The following is a 17101-nucleotide window of genomic DNA, read 5'->3' on the forward strand; positions in this document are numbered from 1 at the left end:
TCAACCCATCGCTTCATAGGAGAAGTCATGCGCGTCGTCGTCGCGCTCGGCGGAAACGCCCTGCTGCGCAGGGGAGACCGGCCGGACGCAGCCGTACAGCTCGCCAACGTCCGGGCGGCCGTGGCCGCCCTGGCCCCCCTCGCTCACCGCCACGAGCTGTTGATCACCCATGGGAACGGCCCCCAGGTCGGCCTGCTCGCCCTGCAAAGTGCCGCCGACCGGAGCCTGAGTTCCCCGTACCCCTTCGACGTCCTGGGCGCCGAGACCCAGGGCATGATCGGTTACTGGCTGCTGCAATCACTGCAGAACGCCCTTCCCGACCGGCAGGTGTGCGCCCTGCTCAATCAGACCCTCGTCTCCGCCGCCGACCCCGCCTTCGACAACCCCACCAAGTTCGTCGGGCCGGTGTACGGGAAGGAGGTGGCCGAGCGGCTGGCGGCCGAGCGCGGCTGGACCGTCCGGCAGGACGGTGACCACTGGCGCCGCGTGGTGCCCTCGCCGGACCCGCAGCGCGTCGTGGAAACCCGGCTCATCCGGCTGCTGCTGTCCTCCGGTGCGGTGGCCGTGTGCGCCGGGGGCGGCGGCGTTCCCGTCATCCGCGACAACGCCGGACGGCTCACCGGTGTGGAGGCCGTCGTCGACAAGGACCTCACCGCCGCCCTCCTCGCCGAGGCCCTCGACGCCGACGCCCTGCTCCTGCTCACCGACGTACCCCAGGTGATGCGCGGTTACGGCACACCCGGGGCCGAACCCATCGGGCACACCACGCCCGGGCAGCTGCGCTCCGAGGACTTCCCGGCGGGGTCCATGGGCCCGAAGGTGGAAGCCGTCTGCCGGTTCGTCGAACTCACCGGCGGCATGGCCGCCATCGGAGCACTCGCCGACGCACAGGCCATCCTCGAGGGCACCGCCGGCACGGTGGTCACCCCCGGCGGACGCCCCGCCGGGTGCGAGCCGGTCGCCGGCGAAGCGCTGGTGCGGTCATGAGCACCGGCACCACACCACGCACCGCGCCGGAACCGAAGGACCGTTCCGGGCCGGAGGAGCGGCCCGGCAGGAGAGCACCGCACTTCCCGTCCGCCTTCAGCGTGCTCGTCGCCGTCACCGTCACCGTCTGGGGCCTGACGTTCGTCGTGCCGGCCGGGCGCTACGACACCAAGGACGGCGCCCCGGTTCCGGACACCTACCACGCGGTCCACCTCACCACGGGGTTCGCGGGCCGGCTGAAGGACCTCTTCCTCTCCCCCGTCAACGGCCTGTACGGCGTCACGAACGCCGGCTCGGGACTGACCGCCCCCGGTGGTGACGGGGCGTTCTCCGGGGCGGCGGGCGTTTTCCTCTTCGTCCTGGCCGTCGGCGCGTTCATCACCGTCACGCTGCGCACGGGCGCCCTGACCACCGGGGTCGCCCGGCTGGCCGAGCGGCTGCGCGGGCATCGGACCCTGCTGCTGGTCGTCCTGATGGCGCTGTTCTCACTGGGTGGCACCACCTACGGCATGGCCGAGGAGACACTGGGCTTCTACGGTCTGATGGTGCCGATGGTGCTGAAGCTGGGCTACGACCGGATGGTCGGCGCCACCGTGATCATGGTGGGTGCCGGAGTGGGCACCCTCGCCTCCACGGTGAACCCGTTCGCCACCGGGGTGGCGTCCGACAGCGCGGGCATCGGCACCGGCGACGGCATCGTCCTGCGGCTGCTGATGTGGGGCACGCTCACCGCGCTGGCCGCCTGGTACCTCGTGCGCTACGCGAACCGCGTCCAGAAGGACCCCGGCCGCTCGCTGGTGGAGGAGCTGCCCGAGGACGAGGAGCTGCGGCGGCAGGAAGCGGCGGCCGAGCCGCTGACCGTACGGCAGCGGGTCGTGCTGGGGCTGTTCGCGGCGACCTTCCTGTTCATGATCTTCGCGGTGATCCCCTGGGCCGGCCTGGGCATCGACTTCCTGCCCACTCCGGGCTGGTACTTCCCCGAACTCGCCGCCCTGTTCATCGTGGCCGCCGTGGCGGTCGGCCTCTTCGCCGGACTCGGCGAGAAGGGCACCGCGGAAGCCGTGGTGGCGGGCGCCGGGGACTTCATCGGCGCAGCGATGATCATCATGCTGGCCCGCGGCGTCACCATCATCATGAACAACGCCAGCATCACCGACACCATCCTCCACACCCTGCACAGCGTGGTCTCCGGCACCTCGTCGGGTGTCTTCACAGTGCTGATGTTCCTGGTCAACCTGCCCCTGGCGTTCTTCGTCCCCTCCTCCTCGGGCCACGCCGCCCTGGCCATGCCCATCCTCGCCCCGCTCGCCGACTTCGCCGGCGTCAGCCGGGCCATGGTGGTCACCGCCTACCAGTCGGCATCGGGCTGGATCAACCTGATCACCCCCACGTCGGCGGTGGTGATGGGCGGCCTCGCCCTGGCGAAGGTCCGCTACGACCGGTACCTGCGGTTCATGGCGCCACTCATGGGAATGCTCCTGATCGCGGTCACGGGCTTCATGGTCCTCGGCGCGGCCTTCGGGTAAGGGCCGCGGATAGGGCCTGTACGCGGGGCTCATGGGGCTGTTGGGCCCTGTCCGAACGGCTCCGCCCCGGGGCACGCTGCACTACGGAACCTGTCGGGGTGACCGGATGGGACAAGTGTGATGGAGAGTGCGGGAATGCCGGACAGTGCCACGGAGCAAATGAAGACGACCAAGGTCTTTCTGCTCGACGACCACGAGGTGGTGCGCCGCGGAGTCCACGACCTGCTGGACGCCGAGCCCGGTCTGACGGTGGTCGGCGAGGCGGGCACCGCGGAACAGGCCCTGATTCGCGTCCCCGCCCTGCGCCCGGACGTGGCGGTGCTGGACGTACGGCTGCCCGACGGCGACGGCGTGGCGGTGTGCCGGGAGCTGCGCTCCCGGATGCCGGAGCTCGCCTGTCTGATGCTGACCTCCTTCGACGACGAGGAGGCCCTGCTCGACGCCATCATGGCCGGCGCCGCCGGATATGTCCTCAAGCAGATCAGCGGCACCGACCTGGTGACAGCGGTCCGAACGGTGGCGTCCGGGCAGTCGATGCTCGATCCCGGAGCCGCCACGCGGCTGATGGCCCGGCTGCGCGGCGAGGCGACGGGCAAGCAGCAGCCGCAGGCCCTGGCGGGCCTGACCGATCGTGAACGGGAGATCCTCGGCCTCATCGGCGAGGGCCTGACCAACCGGCAGATCGGCCAGAAGCTCTACCTGGCGGAGAAGACGGTCAAGAACCACATCTCCCGGCTGCTGGCCAAGCTCGGCGTCGAGCGGCGCGTGCAGGCCGCCGTGATCGCCACCGAGGCGATGGCCGCCGAGCAGCAGCACTCACGCCCCGGGCACGGGCTCCAGGGCTGACCCATCGGACGCGCCCTGGGGGCGGCACAGCGGCGCCGTCCACAGCAGGCGGCTGCCGCCCTCGGAAGGAACCTGGATCTCCAGGCCGCCGCCGACGGCCGCCGCCCGTTCGGCGAGGTTGCGCAGTCCGCTGCGGCGACCTCCCTCGGGGATGCCGACGCCGTTGTCGGTCACTGCCAGCAGCACCCGGCCGGCCGTGGCCTGCAAGTTCACCTCCACCCGTGTGGCGTGGGCGTGCCGGGCGACGTTGCTCAGGGCTTCGACGAGGACCGCGACGACATGGTCGGCCACCCGCGAGGGCACGTCGGTGTCCAGCAGTCCCTCCATGCTCAGACGCGGCGGGAAACCGAGGTGGGTGGCGGCCTCGCCCACGACCCGCGCCGCGCGGGCGCGCAGCAGGGGGCTGGGTTCGGAGTCCTTGGCACGCAGCCCGAAGATGGTCGAGCGGATGATTTTGATGGTGTCGTCCAGATCGCCAACGGCCCGGGTGACGCGCTCGGCGGCTGCGGAGTGGTCGATGAGCCGGGCGGCGCTCTGCAAGGTCATGCCGGTGGCGAAGAGTCGCTGGATGGCCAAGTCGTGCAGGTCCCGGGCGATGCGGTCGCGGTCCTCCAGGAGCGCCAGCTGCTCCGCGTCACGCCGCCGGTCGGCCAGCTCCAGGGCGAGGGCCGCCTGTCCGGCGAAGACCTCCAGGGGTCGGATCTCGTCCTCGGTGAACGGCGGCCGGCCGACGGCGCGGGCCAGCAGCAGCACGCCCCGTACCGCCCCGGCTTCGGTGCCCAGCGGCACCGCGATCGCCGGCCCCAGGCCCTCGAAGCGCCGCGGCCCGGCGGCGAACCGCACGTCGCCGGCCAGGTCGGCGCTGACCGCCGGGGATCCCGAGCCGTAGGCCTTCCCCGACAGCGTCCCCACCATCGGGACCACGAGCCCGGCGCGCTCCTCGGTTCTCATCCCGATCGCCAGCTCGACCCGGAGCTCCGTGTCGGACACGGGCACGGAGATGTCCGCCAGCACCGCCCCGGTGATCTCCCGGGCCTTGACCGCGAGCAGTTCCAGGACGTCCTGGCGGGCCGTTCCCGACAGCAGGCTGCTGGTGATCTCCCCGCCTGCCTGGAGCCAGCGGTGCTGCCGTTGGGACGCCTCGTACAGGCGGGCGTTGTCGATGGCCACTCCGGCGGCGACGGACAGCGTGGTGAGGACCGCCTCGTCCTCGGCGTCGAAGTCCACTCCGCCGCGTTTGTCGGTCAGGTAGAGGTTGCCGAAGACCTCTTCGCGCACCCGGATCGGCACACCCAGGAACGTGTGCATCGGCGGATGGCCGGCGGGAAAGCCATAGGAGGCCGGGTGCGTCCCGAGGTCCTTCAGGCGCAGCGGCTCGGGCTCGCGAATCAGCTCGCCGAGAATGCCGTGACCGGAGGGGAACGGACCGATCGCGTCGATGCCCTCCTGCGAGAGACCCACGGTCAGGAACTGCGACAGCGTGCGGCCGTCCGGGCCGATCACGCCCAGCGCCGCGTACCGCGCGTCCACCAGCACGGCCGCCGCCTCCGCGATGCTCCGCAGAACATGAGTGAGGTCCAGCTCCCGTCCCACGGACAACACCGCCTCCAACAGGCTGTGCACCCGGTCGCGGGTGCCGCGCGCGTCGTCGATCCGCGCCTGCAGCTCGTCCAGCAGCTCGTCCAGGCGCAACCTCGGCATGCGCGACTGCTTCTCGGCCCTGTCCACCGGCGCCCTCCTCACCCATCGCCGGGCCGGGAGGCCCTGCAAGGAGTCACGGTAGCCGTCCCTGCCGACGCACCGGGAGCAGGTGCACCAAGCCGCAGAGCCACCCGGGCCGGTCATGGGGGTGTCAATGGGACTCGGCCGGCCGTCACCCGGAGGCCGAGGGCCGAGGCCCGCGTCCCCCCAGCAGGGTTACTCGTCGTACGGGACGAGGTGGACGGCGGTGATCTCCTCCGGGTGGATGCGCACGGTGAAGTCCATGGTCCGGTCCACCCAGGGGCGCAGCGCGGCCTGGTAGCGGGCCAGGTCCTCGGGGTCGGTGACCATGCGGGCGTAGCCGGTGACCACCACGCTCCATCCCAGATGTGTCTGCGGGTCTATGGCGTCGGCCTCGTAGGCCACGACGACGCCGGGGTCTCCGGCGTCCTGGGCGTACGAGACCAGGGCCGCGCCCTCGTGGGTGCGAATGACGATGTCCTCGCCGTCCACGATGTGGTTGACCGGCCGGATGGCCGGCAGCGCGCGCTGGGTGAAGACGACCCTGCCGAAGGAGACGCTGCCCAGGAGCCGCAGTGCCTCGAAGCGGTCCACACCGACCGTGCGCCGCGGCTCGTCCCGGGCCGCCGGAGCCCGGCGGCGGACTTCGGGGGTCCGCCGGTCGGTATCGCCGTTCACGCGGAGCCTCCGTTCTCGCGTCCGCACTGCTCCATTCGACAGTAGGTGATCGACGATCGCCTCCACCTGGGGCCGATCGGCCCCTATCGCGGGGCACCTGGCCCAAGTGCCCCACCTGCCCGGCATGCAGGGGCCGTCCCGCTGAACCACTATGGACGGGACGCACTGCCGTGAACCTCCTGGGAGGTGAGTGCGACAGCCCTTCCCGCGCGGCGTCGGCCGAGCGGGTCGCCGGGCAGGCACCATGCGGCGCGGGACGCGCCGACGCGGTGCCCCGTCATCGCCGCCCCGCATCCACCCGCCGCGGAGTGAGGAGGAGTCCGACGTGCGTGAGGTAGACCCGGGTCAAACGAGTGACCTCTTCGAGCGGGTGGCCGAATTGCTCCATCTGGCCCACACCGCGCTGAGCCAGGCCACAGCCGTGCTGTTCCGGCCCGCGGTCAAAGGCGAGAAGAAGATGGCCGCCGTGAACAGCGCCCTCGGGGACCTGTGGCAGGAAGCGGAGGACCTCGCCTCGACCGGCCTGACCACAGGCGCCGACCGGGAAGCCGACATTCGTACGGTCATCACCGACATGTACGTCGGGGAGGACGTGGGACGTATGGGCGTACTGGCGCGCCAAGTGAGTGACATCGCGTGGGCACGCCAGACGAAGCCGCTCCTTCCCGACCCCATGCGGAACGCCGTACAGAGAATCGCGGACGACTGTCTCACCCTGGTCGGCAGAGCACATGACGCTGTCGTCTCCCCGGCCGCCGAGCCGGTCACGGAAGCTCAACTGGCGGACATCGGGAACCAGCAACATCGCCTGTGCCGCATGGTGCTCTCCGAGAGCGACTCCCTCGACGTCGTCGACGCCGTGGACACGTCGGTACTGAGCCGGTGCTACGTCGAATGCGCGCAGCGGGCCGCCACCGTTTCCCTGCACATGGCCCTCCTCCGGGAGACGGCCCCACCGTCGTGAAAGGGTGGAGGCCGGGATTCAGGGCATCCCCGCCACGGCGGTCTGGTCGAGAATCAGCTGCCACACGTCTTGGGCATGCACGAACCCGTCATGAGTGACCGTCATAGCGTCCTGAACGGGATCGTCCGGGTCGATCCACAGGTCACCGTCGCGCACGATGTAGTCGAGCAGTGCGATGACGTTGCGGGCGTACGCCGCGGAAGCCGCCACGGGGATGTCCTCCGGCAGCCGGCCGGCACCGATCAGTGTGACGCCGGGGCCCACGACGCCTGAACGCTCCGGCCGCGCTCCCTCAACATTGCCCCCGTCCGGCCCGACGGCCGTGTCGACAACCACGGAACCCGGACCCATCCCCGCCAGATCCCGGGCGGTCACCAGCAAGGGCGGCGGCCGGCCCCTGCGTGGCCGGACGGCGGTGATGAGCACGTCGAGGCCGGTCAGTGGGCCGGGGCCGGGCTCCCCGGCGCCCTGTGGCCCCGGCAGGACGTCATCGCGGACACGTACCTCGGCACCGAGCCGACGCAGCGTTCCGGCCGCTTCCCGTGCGGCGTCACCGGAGCCGAGGACCAGTACGCGCGCGGGTCCCGGCGAAGTGGGGACCGTATCCGGCAGGGGGCGGTCCAGGCGGTCGGCCGCCAGCAGTGCCGCTTTGTAGCCCGCGAGCCGGCCCTGCGAGGCGACGGCGTCCATCCGGCGTGCCAGGACCGAGGTCTGTGGTGCCAGGTCCAGGCCGATCGAGGTGACGCCCGCGTCCGCCCAGTCCCGGACCCGGAAGGGCATGTGCAGGGGATCCAGGAGCGCCATCACGATCTGCCGGCGCCGGAACCTGCTGCCGACGGGGAGATTGGGAGGCCGCACCCCCACCACGATGTCCGAACGGTCGATGAGCTCCTCCGGCGTGACGATGCCGGCACCGGCCTTCCGGTAGAGGTCGTCAGGCCTCCAGCTCTGTGCCCCTGCCCCTGATTCCACCACCACGGCGAGGCCCAGGGCCTCCACGGACGCGACGGACTCCGGTACGAGCGCCACCCGCCGCTCGCCCGGGACGGTCTCCTTGCAGACCCCCAGCGTCATACCCGTCATGGCCGGTCCACCTCCGCTCGAGGGTGTCCCACCACTTCAGTATCGGCCCCCTCCCGAGTGCGCCGCACCGAGAAACGGGCACCGGCAGGCCATGCTGATGACGGGCCTTGGTCAGCGGCAAAGGCAGGCGGAGAGCGGAGAAAGGGGCAGCATGTCGTCCAGCGTCGACCGTGGCTGGCAATTCTGGGTCGATCGTGGCGGGACCTTCACGGACATCGTCGCCCGCGCCCCGGACGGGCGCTTGCTGACCCGCAAACTCCTCTCGGAGAATCCGGCACGCTACGACGACGCCGCCATCGAGGGAATCCGCGGACTGCTCGACCTGCGGGACGATCAGGAGATCCCGGTGGACACCGTCGAAGCCGTACGCATGGGCACGACCGTGGCGACCAACGCCCTCCTGGAGCGCGAGGGCGAACGGACGGCGCTCGTGATCACCCAGGGGTTCCGGGATGCGCTGCGCATCGGCTACCAGAACCGTCCCCGGCTCTTCGACCGGGAGATCGTCCTTCCGGAGGTGCTGTACGAGCGCGTCATCGAGGTCTCCGAGCGGGTCACAGCCGAGGGGGAGGTCCTGCGCCCGCCCGATCTCCGCGGTCTCGCCGCCGGCCTGCGACGCGCGTACGACGACGGCATCCGCGCCGTCGCCGTCGTGTGCGTGCACAGCCATCTCCACCCGGGGCACGAGGAGGCGATCGGGGAACTGGCCGAGTCGATCGGCTTTCCGCAGATCTCCCTGTCCAGCGAGGTCAGCCGCCTGATGAAACTGGTGCCGCGCGGTGACACCGCCGCCGTCGACGCCTATCTGTCCCCCGTCCTGCGCCGCTACGTGGAGCGGGTGGCGGACCGGCTGCCCGGTGTGCGGCTGATGTTCATGCAGTCCAACGGGGGCCTGGCCGAGGCGGGACATTTCCGGGGCAAGGACGCCATCCTGTCCGGCCCGGCGGGCGGCATCGTCGGCATGGCCCGCATGTCGCAGCTGGCGGGTTTCGAGAAGGTCATCGGTTTCGACATGGGCGGCACCTCCACCGACGTATCGCACTTCGCAGGCGCCTACGAGCGAGTGGTCACCTCCCAGGTCGCGGGAGTCCGGCTCCAGGCGCCGATGCTGGACATCCACACCGTCGCGGCGGGCGGGGGCTCCGTGCTGCGCTTCGACGGCGGTCGCTACCGGGTCGGCCCCGGCTCGGCCGGAGCGACCCCCGGCCCCGCCTGTTACCGCGCCGACGGCCCCCTGACCGTCACCGACGCCAATGTGATGCTCGGCCGCGTCCAACCAGCCCACTTCCCACACGTGTTCGGGCCGGACGGCGACCAGCCCCTGGACCGGGACGTCGTGCGCCGCCGCTTCACCGAGCTCGCCGAGGAGATCCACGCCCGTACCGGTGACAGGCGCGCCCCGGAGCAGGTCGCCGAAGGCTTCCTCCGGGTCGCGGTGGCCAACATGGCGGCCGCCGTCAAACGCATCACCGTCCAGAAGGGCCGCGACGTCACCGAGTACGCGCTGACCACGTTCGGCGGCGCCGGCGGCCAGCACGCCTGCGCCGTCGCCGACTCCCTCGGCATCCGCACGGTCCTCGTACCGCCCATGGCCGGGGTGCTCTCCGCGCTGGGGATCGGTCTGGCCGACACCACCACTCTGCGGGAACGATCGGTGGAGCTCCCCCTCGAAGAAGCGAGCATAGACCGGATCAGCGCCACGGCCGACGAGTTGGAGACCGCCGCCCGCTCCGTGCTCCACGACGAGGACGTCCCCGCCGAACGCGTCCGGGTGACCCGGCGCGCGCGACTGCGCTACGACGGCACGGACACCGCCGTGACCGTGGAAATGAGCGAACGCCAAGCCATGCGGGAGGAGTTCGAGTCGAGTCATCGGGCACTGTATTCATTCCTCCTGGATCGCCCCGTCGTCGTCGAAGCGCTCTCGATCGAGGCCACCGGGCTCACCGAACAGCCCGATCTCACCACCCTCGCCGCGGCCGCTCCGGAGGACGGCGACGACAGCGACCCCGGCACCATCCGGCTCTACGCGAACGGCACGTGGATCGACGCACCCCTCCGGCGGCGCGAGCGCCTGGCTCCGGGCACCACGGTGCCCGGCCCCGCGGTCATCACCGAGGCCAACGCGACCACGGTCGTGGAACCCGGCTGGCAGGCCTGCGTGACGGACACCGGGCACCTGCTCGCCCAACGGGTCGCCCCACCCCCGGAAGCCGACGTGGCGACCAGGGCGGACCCGGTCATGCTCGAGATCTTCAACAGCCTCTTCGTGTCCATCGCCGAGCAGATGGGGGCACGCCTGGAGTCGACCGCGCAATCCGTCAACATCAAGGAGCGGCTCGACTTCTCCTGCGCGCTCTTCGACCCCCGGGGCGATCTCGTCGCCAACGCCCCGCACATCCCCGTGCACCTCGGCTCCATGGGCACCGCCGTCAGGGAGGTCGTCCACCGCCGCTCCGGGGCCATGCGGCCCGGTGAGTCCTACGCCGTCAACGACCCCTATCACGGCGGTACCCACCTTCCCGACATCACCGTGGTGACCCCGGTCTTCGACGAGCGGCCCGACGCGCCCGGCACGACGATCCTCTTCTTCGTCGCCTCCCGTGGCCACCACGCGGAGATCGGGGGCCTGACTCCGGGGTCCATGCCGGCGAACAGCCACGAGATTCACGAGGAAGGCGTTCTCTTCGACAACTGGCTCCTCGTCGAGAACGGAAGGTTCCGGGAGACCGAGACCCTGGAGCTCCTCACCTCGGCACCGTTCCCGTCCCGTGATCCGGCGACCAACCTGGCCGACCTGCGCGCTCAGATCGCCGCCAACCGCAAAGGCGTCGAGGAGGTCGGCAAGATGATCGACCACTTCGGCCTGGATGTGGTGCAGGCCTATATGCGCCACGTCCAGGACAATGCCGAAGAGGCCGTCCGGCAGGCGATCACGGGCCTCTCCGACGGCTACTACCGCTACGAGACGGACTCCGGAGCGGTCATCGCCGTGCGCGTCACGGTCGATCGCCGGCGGAGATCCGCCACGATCGACTTCACGGGCACCTCCCCGCAGCTGGAGACCAACTTCAACGCGCCCACCGCCGTGGTGAACGCGGCGGTGCTGTATGTCTTCCGGACGCTCATCGCCGAGGACATCCCCCTCAACGACGGCTGCCTGCGCCCCTTGCGCGTCATCGTCCCGCCCGGCTCGATGCTCGCCCCCACGTACCCGGCCGCCATCGTCGCCGGCAACGTCGAGACGTCCCAGGCCATCGTCGGTGCCCTCTACGCGGCCCTGGAGTCACAGGCCGAGGGAAGCGGCACCATGAACAACGTCACCTTCGGCAACGACCGATACCAGTACTACGAGACCGTCGCGTCCGGATCGGGAGCCGGCCCGGACTTCGACGGCGCGTCGGCGGTCCAGACCCATATGACCAACTCGCGTCTCACCGACCCGGAAGTGCTCGAGTGGCGGCTTCCCGTCCTGCTCGAGGAGTTCGCCGTCCGCACTGGCAGCGGGGGCGAGGGTCGCCGGCGCGGAGGCGACGGAGTCGTACGCCGGCTCCGCTTCCGTGAGCCGATGACGGTGAGCACCCTGTCCGGTCACCGGCGGATCCCGCCCTACGGCATGGCGGGCGGGCGTCCGGGCGCCCTCGGCTCGAACCGCGTGGAACGGGCCGACGGCGGCACCACGCCGATGGCCGGCCGCGACTCGGTCGACGTGCTGCCCGGAGACGTGCTCGTGGTGGAGACGCCAGGTGGCGGCGGGTACGGACCGCCCGAGGAAAGCGCCGGCCGATCACACATCCGGCGGGAATGAGTCCGGCGGGAATGAGCAGGCCTCGACGGGCCGCGCAGCAGGAGCATCGCGCTGGTGGCGACGCGGACGCCGACCCCGCCCCGGCTTGCAAATTGCAAAATTCTTCAATTCGCTACATGATGTATTGGCCGTGTCCGTAGGTAGCCGCGGGCACGGCCCTGGGGTGGGCCCCGGCCGGCGGGGTCGCGCAAAGGCAGAGATCGAGGAGTCTGGTGTCGGTTCCGCTGTATCAGGCGAAGGCGGAGTTCTTCCGGATGCTGGGACATCCGGTGCGTATCCGGGTGCTGGAGCTGCTCCAGGACGGCCCGACTCCGGTGCGGGACCTGCTGGCCGCGATGGAGATCGAGCCGTCGGCGCTGTCCCAGCAGCTGGCGGTGCTGCGCCGCTCGGGGATCGTGACCTCGACCCGTACCGGCTCGACCGTTGTCTATGAGCTGGCGGGCGGGGATGTGGCCGAGCTGATGCGCGCCGCGCGGCGGATCCTCACCGAGATGCTGTCCGGGCAGAACGAGCTGCTGGAGGAGCTGCGGGAAGCCGAGGTCGGCGCCGAGTGACCACCGTGGCTGTCCGGGCATGGTCCCGGGTTCGTTCTCTCCTGCCCGCCCGCGCTGATCTCGTGGCGGCACGCCGGGATCCGAAGCGTGATCTTCTGGCGGGGCTGACGGTCGCGATCGTGGCGTTGCCGCTCGCGCTGGGTTTCGGTGTTTCCTCCGGTCTCGGTGCCGAGGCGGGGCTGGCCACCGCCGTGGTCGCCGGGGCGCTGGCCGCGGTGTTCGGCGGCTCGAATCTTCAGGTGTCCGGGCCGACGGGTGCGATGACGGTGGTGCTGGTGCCGATCGTGGCCCGGTACGGGCCCGGTGGGGTGCTGACGGTCGGGCTGATCGCCGGCGCGATGCTCATCGGCCTCGCGCTCGCCCGCGCCGGACGCTACATGCAGTACGTGCCGGCCCCTGTGGTGGAGGGCTTCACGCTCGGCATCGCGGGTGTGATCGGGCTGCAGCAGGTGCCGGGCGCTCTGGGGGTGCCCAAGCCGGAAGGCGACAAGGTCCTGGTGGTGACCTGGCGCGCGTTCGAGGCATTCGTCAGGGTGCCGAACTGGACCGCCGTCGCACTCGCGGCCGTGGTGGCCGCGGTCATGCTGCTGGGCGCGCGGTGGCGGCCGACGATCCCGTTCTCGATCCTCGCGGTGATCGGCGCGACGGTCGTGGCCCAGGTCTTCCACCTGGACGCGGCCCGCCCGATCGGCGACCTGCCCGCCGGACTGCCCGCGCCCTCACTGTCCTTCCTCGATCCCGGTGCGCTGGGCTCGCTGCTGGCCCCGGCGATCGCGGTGGCCGCCCTGGCCGCGCTCGAGTCTCTGCTGTCCGCGTCCGTCGCGGACGGGATGACCGTCGGACAGAAGCACGACCCGGACCGGGAGTTGTTCGGCCAGGGACTGGCCAACATCGCCGCACCGCTCTTCGGCGGTGTCCCCGCCACCGGTGCGATAGCGCGGACCGCGGTCAACGTCCGTACCGGCGCGGGATCGCGGCTGGCGTCGCTCACGCACGCCACTGTGCTCGCGGTCATCGTCTTCGCCGCCGCCCCGCTGGTCTCCCGCATCCCGCTCGCCGCCCTGGCCGGCGTACTGATCGCGACGGCGATCCGCATGGTCGAGGTCGGCTCGCTGCGGGCGATGGCCCGCGCGACCCGCTCGGACGCGATCGTTCTGGTGCTGACCGCTGCCGCGACCCTGGCGCTGGATCTGGTCTACGCGGTTCTCATCGGCCTGGCCGTCGCGGGCGTGCTCGCGCTGCGGGCCGTGGCCGGACAGGCCCGTCTCGACCAGGTCCCCCTGGCGGCGGAGCTGTCCGGCGACCACAGTGCCGAGGAACACGCGCTGCTCGCCGAGCACATCGTGGCCTACCGGATCGACGGGCCGCTGTTCTTCGCCGCCGCCCACCGCTTCCTGCTGGAGCTCTCCGAGGTCGCCGACGTGCGCGTGGTCATCCTGCGCATGTCCCGCGTGTCCACCATCGACGCCACCGGCGCCCTCGTCCTCAAGGACGCCGTGACCAAGCTGCACCGCCGCGGCATAGCCGTCATGGCCTCCGGCATACGCCCAGGCCAGCGACAGGTCCTCGACTCCGTCGGCGCCCTGGAACTGCTGCGGCACGAGGGCCGCGAGTTCACCACCACCCCCGAGGCCATCGCCACCGCCCGCGCCCATCTGCACAGCGCCGGAGTTCTGTCCGTCCCCGGTCGGAAGACCACCCCCACCAGCGAGGAGGAGCCCACCCGATGACCACTGCTCCAGCGCCCCGGCGCATGGTCGACGTCTCCGGCGAGGAAGCCTGGTACATGCTCGGCGGGGCCTCGCAGGGACGGCTCCTGTACGAGCAGCGCGACGCGATCGCGGTACGGCCCGCTTCCCATGTCCTGGAGTACGGCCGGCTGATCGTGCGCACACCGGCTGCGAACGCCGCGCTGTCGGGCCGGGTGAGCGTCACGTACCACTGCGACTACCTTCACCCCAACACCGGGACCGGCTGGGCCGTGACCGCCACGGGACTGGCCGAGCTCGTCACCGACCCCGACGAGGCCGGCCACTACCGGCGTACCCTGCCCGGCTGGGCCCACGGCCCCCACGACGCGCTCCTGCGCATCCACCCGCAGACCATCACCGGATTCCGCTTCGCCCACGCCCCCGACGCAACCGGGGCCAGGGGCGGGACGAGCAGGCCCGCCGCGTCGTGAGGCAACCCGTCGCTTTGCCGCACCGGCGCGCTTCATAGACGGCGCAGGCGATGGTGGCACCGATGGCGGCGGCAAGAACATCTGGATCAGCCTGCCCCTGTGGCCGGAGGGCCACCGAGCGGCCCGTCCCCGAAGCTGAATTGCGAGGAACCACATGACGATCGAGTGGAGCTACACCAACTACCCGGCCCTGGGGATCCTGTCGGTCTCCGGCTACCTCGGCGAGCAGGCCACAGCCCGCTTCGCCGGAGCCGTCGGCTGGGTGGAAGCACGCGGCACCGGCCCCCTCATCCTCGACCTGACCGCCCTCAAGGGCTGGTCCGTCGAAGGCCAGCACGCCATCGCGGACGCCGCCGCCCGCCTGGCCGACGCCGGCCGGGCTGTGGAACTCGCCGCGATACCTGCCGACGGCTCCCTCGTCCCCGACGCCAGGCAGCCGCACATCCCCGTCCACCCCGACCTGGACTCCGCCCTGGCCACCCACCACATACATCCCGACGGGGCGGGTCAGCAGTGGCGCACCAGCGCCTGGCCCGAGGACACACCGCACGCGGGCTGAAGCCGGCAGGGCGCTCCTCGCGTCGCCCTCCGGCAGGCATTGAAGAGCTGTACCGGCGCTGTCTGGGCAGGCCTTTGGCGAATACTCACATAAGCGCGTCCCTCGTGGAGAGAATCGCACGCCGCGGGAACCCAGGCCTACAATGTTCCCGTGAACGAGAACCTTTCGCCGTGCCCCGAATGCGCCGGCATATACACCTATGAAATGGGCACACTCCTGGTCTGCCCCGAGTGCGGCCACGAGTGGACGCCCGCGCCCACCGAGGCCGCGGAAGAGGCCGGTGAGAAAGTGATCCGGGATGCGGTCGGCAATGTCCTGGCCGACGGCGACACCGTCACCGTGGTCAAGAGCCTGAAGGTCAAGGGCCACCCGACCGGTATCAAGGCGGGCACCAAGGTGCGCAACATCCGCCTCGTGGACGGTCCGGACGGCCATGACATCGACTGCAAGGTCGACGGATTCGGCCAGATGCACCTCAAGTCCAGCGTGGTCAAGAAGGCCTGACCGCACCACTTTCCTGCCGCGAACGGAACTGCCCGGGATATCGCCCCGGGCAGTTCCGTTTCCGCATGCGGTCGTTGTGCGTATGCCTCTCGACCGCCGCCTGCTCTCCAGCCGACAATCCATGGAGAGGAACGCGTTACTTATTCGCGTGGTCGCCGAGATAGAACAGCAGCCAGATGAATCCGGCGATGGCGTGGGTGACAAAGACGTAGACCAGTACCCGCAGGGCGACCTGCTTCTCCGCCCATTTCTCGCTTCTCGGGCCGGATTCAGCAGGATTCGGTGCGGGTTGCCGGTTGGTGTCATCGGCCATGGCGGGGCTCTGTTTCTCCCGGGGCTGCGTCATCCGATGCGGAGCCGGTGTGGCCGTGGCGCAGCGCTTGGGCGGCGGCGCTGGGGCGCACGCGTACACGCACCCCGTCCTGCGCGGCCCGTGCCACGAGGACGCGGATCTCGGCCGCGTCCACGGTGTGGGTGGGCTGATGGCCCTCGGCGTGCAGGTACGTGATCTCAAAGCGCACAGGAGCCGACGCGCCTTCCGTACATACCCAGGTCGTCGGGGAGAGCGAACCAGACCAGCATCGTCTTGCCGCACCTGTGCACGGCCGCCTCGACACTGAGCGCACCGCCATAGGCGGCGGTCAGCTCCGATACGGTCCGCAGGCCGTCCCCCATCGCCTGCGGGGACAGGTCCGGAAGACGGGGATCCTGGTCCGCGACGCCTATCACCAGGCGCTCCGCTGCGATGGCCAGGGTCACATCCACGGTGGGCGAGTGGTCGGCAGCGTGGCGGACGGCGTTGCTGACCAGCTCACTGACCACCAGCAGCACGGCGCCGGCGAACGCCGAGTCCGGGCTGAGCCCGTACTCCGACAGAGCCGCGGCCGTATCCCGCCGGGTCTGCCGCACCGCCTCCGGCACCGACGGCAACGTGAGCATGCGCCGCCACACAGGCGGAGAAGCCGGCTTGCACATGGCCGCCTGCACCGGGGTGTGCTTGCGGTGTCGCCCCATCACCGCACCGCCTGCTGCGGCTCGGCTTCCAGCAGCTCTTCGAGGAGCTCGTTCTGCCCGGCCAGCAACTCGGTGAGAATCCGCCGTGCGGCGCGCATCAGCTCGGCCACGTCACCGCCTGCCAGTGCGTAGACGACGGTGGAGCCGGTGCGGGTGGACGTGACGATGCCCGAGCGGCGAAGCACGGCCAGTTGCTGCGACAGGCTGGAGGGCTCGATCTCGATCGCGGCCAGCAGGTCGCGCACGGGCTTGGGCCCGTCCTGCAACAGCTCCAGCACCCGGATGCGTACCGGGTGCCCCAGCATCCGGAAGAACTCCGCCTTCGCCTGGTACAGCGGAACCTGTCCCACCCGCATCACTGCCCGCCCTCCACGGCCACGCCATGCTCACGAGCCACGCGCAGGGCGTCCTCCAGCTCATCCGACGCCGCCGCAGCCTCGTACGCGTCACCGGCCTCCTGTGCGGCCTCGAGGGCAGCCCGTGCCCGGCTGACCCGTTCCCGTGCCGCTTCGGCGAACCCGCCCACCTCAGACCTCCGCACCCTGCTTGACCAAAATGAGAAATAATGAATTGAAGACTTCTTCAAGTCTAGGGCATCGAGCAGCAGCTCGCAGGCGCATGACGGGAACAGGTCAGGTTGAGGCCCGACGAGGCGATCGGCCGCTCACGCGGCG

At 70.8% G+C, this 17101-nt stretch carries 18 protein-coding genes; 10 read left to right on the forward strand and 8 right to left on the reverse strand.

Features of this window, described 5'->3' with window-relative positions; all coding sequences use genetic code 11:
• The first annotated feature begins 27 nt into the window (after positions 1 to 27).
• From RM609_RS10830 to RM609_RS10840, 3 genes are all read left to right on the forward strand, one after another.
• Positions 28 to 987: a carbamate kinase gene (locus tag RM609_RS10830; RefSeq protein ID WP_311609952.1), complete on the forward strand. Its 960-nt coding sequence runs from the start codon at positions 28 to 30 to the stop codon at positions 985 to 987.
• Positions 984 to 2513: a YfcC family protein gene (locus RM609_RS10835; protein WP_311609953.1), complete on the forward strand. Its 1530-nt coding sequence runs from the start codon at positions 984 to 986 to the stop codon at positions 2511 to 2513. The genes RM609_RS10830 and RM609_RS10835 overlap by 4 nt, the downstream gene beginning before the upstream one ends.
• 159 nt (positions 2514 to 2672) lie before the next feature.
• Positions 2673 to 3359 carry a response regulator gene (locus RM609_RS10840; protein WP_311609954.1) on the forward strand — a complete coding sequence of 229 codons (687 nt, stop codon included), beginning with the start codon at positions 2673 to 2675 and terminating at the stop codon, positions 3357 to 3359.
• Here the strand turns inward: RM609_RS10840 and RM609_RS10845 are convergent.
• Complete coding sequence (locus RM609_RS10845; protein WP_311610245.1) at positions 3330 to 5060, reverse strand: sensor histidine kinase; 1731 nt, start codon at positions 5058 to 5060, stop codon at positions 3330 to 3332. The two genes, RM609_RS10840 and RM609_RS10845, sit on opposite strands and share 30 nt — an antisense overlap.
• Before the next feature lie 216 nt (positions 5061 to 5276).
• Entirely contained in the window at positions 5277 to 5759 is a 483-nt protein-coding gene (locus RM609_RS10850) for a pyridoxamine 5'-phosphate oxidase family protein (protein WP_438828416.1), read from the reverse strand.
• A gap of 325 nt (positions 5760 to 6084) precedes the next feature.
• Here RM609_RS10850 and RM609_RS10855 point away from each other — a divergent pair, with 325 nt between their 5' ends.
• On the forward strand, positions 6085 to 6723 hold the full coding sequence (locus tag RM609_RS10855) for a hypothetical protein (RefSeq protein ID WP_311609956.1): 639 nt from the start codon (positions 6085 to 6087) through the stop codon (positions 6721 to 6723).
• A gap of 18 nt (positions 6724 to 6741) precedes the next feature.
• Here the strand turns inward: RM609_RS10855 and RM609_RS10860 are convergent, their stop codons facing one another.
• On the reverse strand, positions 6742 to 7806 hold the full coding sequence (locus RM609_RS10860; protein WP_311609958.1) for a Rossmann-fold NAD(P)-binding domain-containing protein: 1065 nt from the start codon (positions 7804 to 7806) through the stop codon (positions 6742 to 6744).
• A gap of 151 nt (positions 7807 to 7957) precedes the next feature.
• Here RM609_RS10860 and RM609_RS10865 point away from each other — a divergent pair, with 151 nt between their 5' ends.
• The 6 genes from RM609_RS10865 (at position 7958) to RM609_RS10890 (ending at position 15413) form a co-directional block, all read left to right on the forward strand.
• Positions 7958 to 11614: a hydantoinase B/oxoprolinase family protein gene (locus tag RM609_RS10865; protein WP_311609959.1), complete on the forward strand. Its 3657-nt coding sequence runs from the start codon at positions 7958 to 7960 to the stop codon at positions 11612 to 11614.
• A 212-nt stretch (positions 11615 to 11826) separates the two neighbouring features.
• Positions 11827 to 12168: an ArsR/SmtB family transcription factor gene (locus RM609_RS10870; protein WP_311609961.1), complete on the forward strand. Its 342-nt coding sequence runs from the start codon at positions 11827 to 11829 to the stop codon at positions 12166 to 12168.
• A complete protein-coding gene (locus RM609_RS10875; protein WP_311609962.1) occupies positions 12165 to 13898 on the forward strand; it encodes a SulP family inorganic anion transporter in 1734 nt (577 codons plus the stop codon). Before RM609_RS10870 ends, RM609_RS10875 begins: the two co-directional genes overlap by 4 nt.
• Positions 13895 to 14350: a pyridoxamine 5'-phosphate oxidase family protein gene (locus tag RM609_RS10880; RefSeq protein WP_311609964.1), complete on the forward strand. Its 456-nt coding sequence runs from the start codon at positions 13895 to 13897 to the stop codon at positions 14348 to 14350. The genes RM609_RS10875 and RM609_RS10880 overlap by 4 nt, the downstream gene beginning before the upstream one ends.
• 154 nt (positions 14351 to 14504) lie before the next feature.
• A complete protein-coding gene (locus tag RM609_RS10885) occupies positions 14505 to 14909 on the forward strand; it encodes an anti-sigma factor antagonist (protein WP_311609965.1) in 405 nt (134 codons plus the stop codon).
• Between the two features lie 150 nt (positions 14910 to 15059).
• Entirely contained in the window at positions 15060 to 15413 is a 354-nt protein-coding gene (locus tag RM609_RS10890) for a zinc ribbon domain-containing protein YjdM (protein ID WP_311609967.1), read from the forward strand.
• Between the two features lie 136 nt (positions 15414 to 15549).
• On the opposite strand, the gene RM609_RS10895 is transcribed toward RM609_RS10890, so the two are convergent.
• The 5 genes from RM609_RS10895 to RM609_RS10915 all read right to left on the reverse strand — a co-directional run bounded on the left by RM609_RS10895 (position 15550) and on the right by RM609_RS10915 (position 16953).
• Positions 15550 to 15726, reverse strand: coding sequence for a DUF6126 family protein (locus tag RM609_RS10895; RefSeq protein WP_311609969.1), 177 nt, complete (start codon positions 15724 to 15726; stop codon positions 15550 to 15552).
• Entirely contained in the window at positions 15716 to 15934 is a 219-nt protein-coding gene (locus tag RM609_RS10900; protein ID WP_311609971.1) for a DUF8834 family protein, read from the reverse strand. Before RM609_RS10900 ends, RM609_RS10895 begins: the two co-directional genes overlap by 11 nt.
• The gene (locus RM609_RS10905; RefSeq protein WP_311609973.1) at positions 15924 to 16352 is read right to left on the reverse strand and encodes an ATP-binding protein; all 429 of its coding nucleotides are present in this window, start codon (positions 16350 to 16352) and stop codon (positions 15924 to 15926) included. The genes RM609_RS10900 and RM609_RS10905 overlap by 11 nt, the downstream gene beginning before the upstream one ends.
• Positions 16353 to 16426: 74 nt before the next feature.
• The gene (locus RM609_RS10910) at positions 16427 to 16783 is read right to left on the reverse strand and encodes an ArsR/SmtB family transcription factor (protein ID WP_311609975.1); all 357 of its coding nucleotides are present in this window, start codon (positions 16781 to 16783) and stop codon (positions 16427 to 16429) included.
• Positions 16783 to 16953: a hypothetical protein gene (locus tag RM609_RS10915; RefSeq protein WP_311609977.1), complete on the reverse strand. Its 171-nt coding sequence runs from the start codon at positions 16951 to 16953 to the stop codon at positions 16783 to 16785. Before RM609_RS10915 ends, RM609_RS10910 begins: the two co-directional genes overlap by 1 nt.
• Positions 16954 to 17101 lie beyond the last annotated feature (148 nt).

It is taken from the genome of Streptomyces hesseae (assembly GCF_031845785.1).
Classification (GTDB): domain Bacteria; phylum Actinomycetota; class Actinomycetes; order Streptomycetales; family Streptomycetaceae; genus Streptomyces; species Streptomyces hesseae.

Bases quoted from the DNA above. Each gene is read 5' to 3' on its own strand.
- RM609_RS10905 (WP_311609973.1), bottom strand. From the start codon at position 16,352: ATGCTCACGTTGCCGTCGGTGCCGGAGGCGGTGCGGCAGACCCGGCGG.
- RM609_RS10895 (WP_311609969.1), bottom strand. From the start codon at position 15,726: ATGGCCGATGACACCAACCGGCAACCCGCACCGAATCCTGCTGAATCC.
- RM609_RS10910 (WP_311609975.1), bottom strand. From the start codon at position 16,783: ATGCGGGTGGGACAGGTTCCGCTGTACCAGGCGAAGGCGGAGTTCTTC.
- RM609_RS10880 (WP_311609964.1), top strand. From the start codon at position 13,895: ATGACCACTGCTCCAGCGCCCCGGCGCATGGTCGACGTCTCCGGCGAG.
- RM609_RS10885 (WP_311609965.1), top strand. From the start codon at position 14,505: ATGACGATCGAGTGGAGCTACACCAACTACCCGGCCCTGGGGATCCTG.
- RM609_RS10865 (WP_311609959.1), top strand. From the start codon at position 7,958: ATGTCGTCCAGCGTCGACCGTGGCTGGCAATTCTGGGTCGATCGTGGC.
- RM609_RS10840 (WP_311609954.1), top strand. From the start codon at position 2,673: ATGAAGACGACCAAGGTCTTTCTGCTCGACGACCACGAGGTGGTGCGC.
- RM609_RS10845 (WP_311610245.1), bottom strand. From the start codon at position 5,060: ATGCCGAGGTTGCGCCTGGACGAGCTGCTGGACGAGCTGCAGGCGCGG.
- RM609_RS10860 (WP_311609958.1), bottom strand. From the start codon at position 7,806: ATGACGGGTATGACGCTGGGGGTCTGCAAGGAGACCGTCCCGGGCGAG.
- RM609_RS10835 (WP_311609953.1), top strand. From the start codon at position 984: ATGAGCACCGGCACCACACCACGCACCGCGCCGGAACCGAAGGACCGT.
- RM609_RS10830 (WP_311609952.1), top strand. From the start codon at position 28: ATGCGCGTCGTCGTCGCGCTCGGCGGAAACGCCCTGCTGCGCAGGGGA.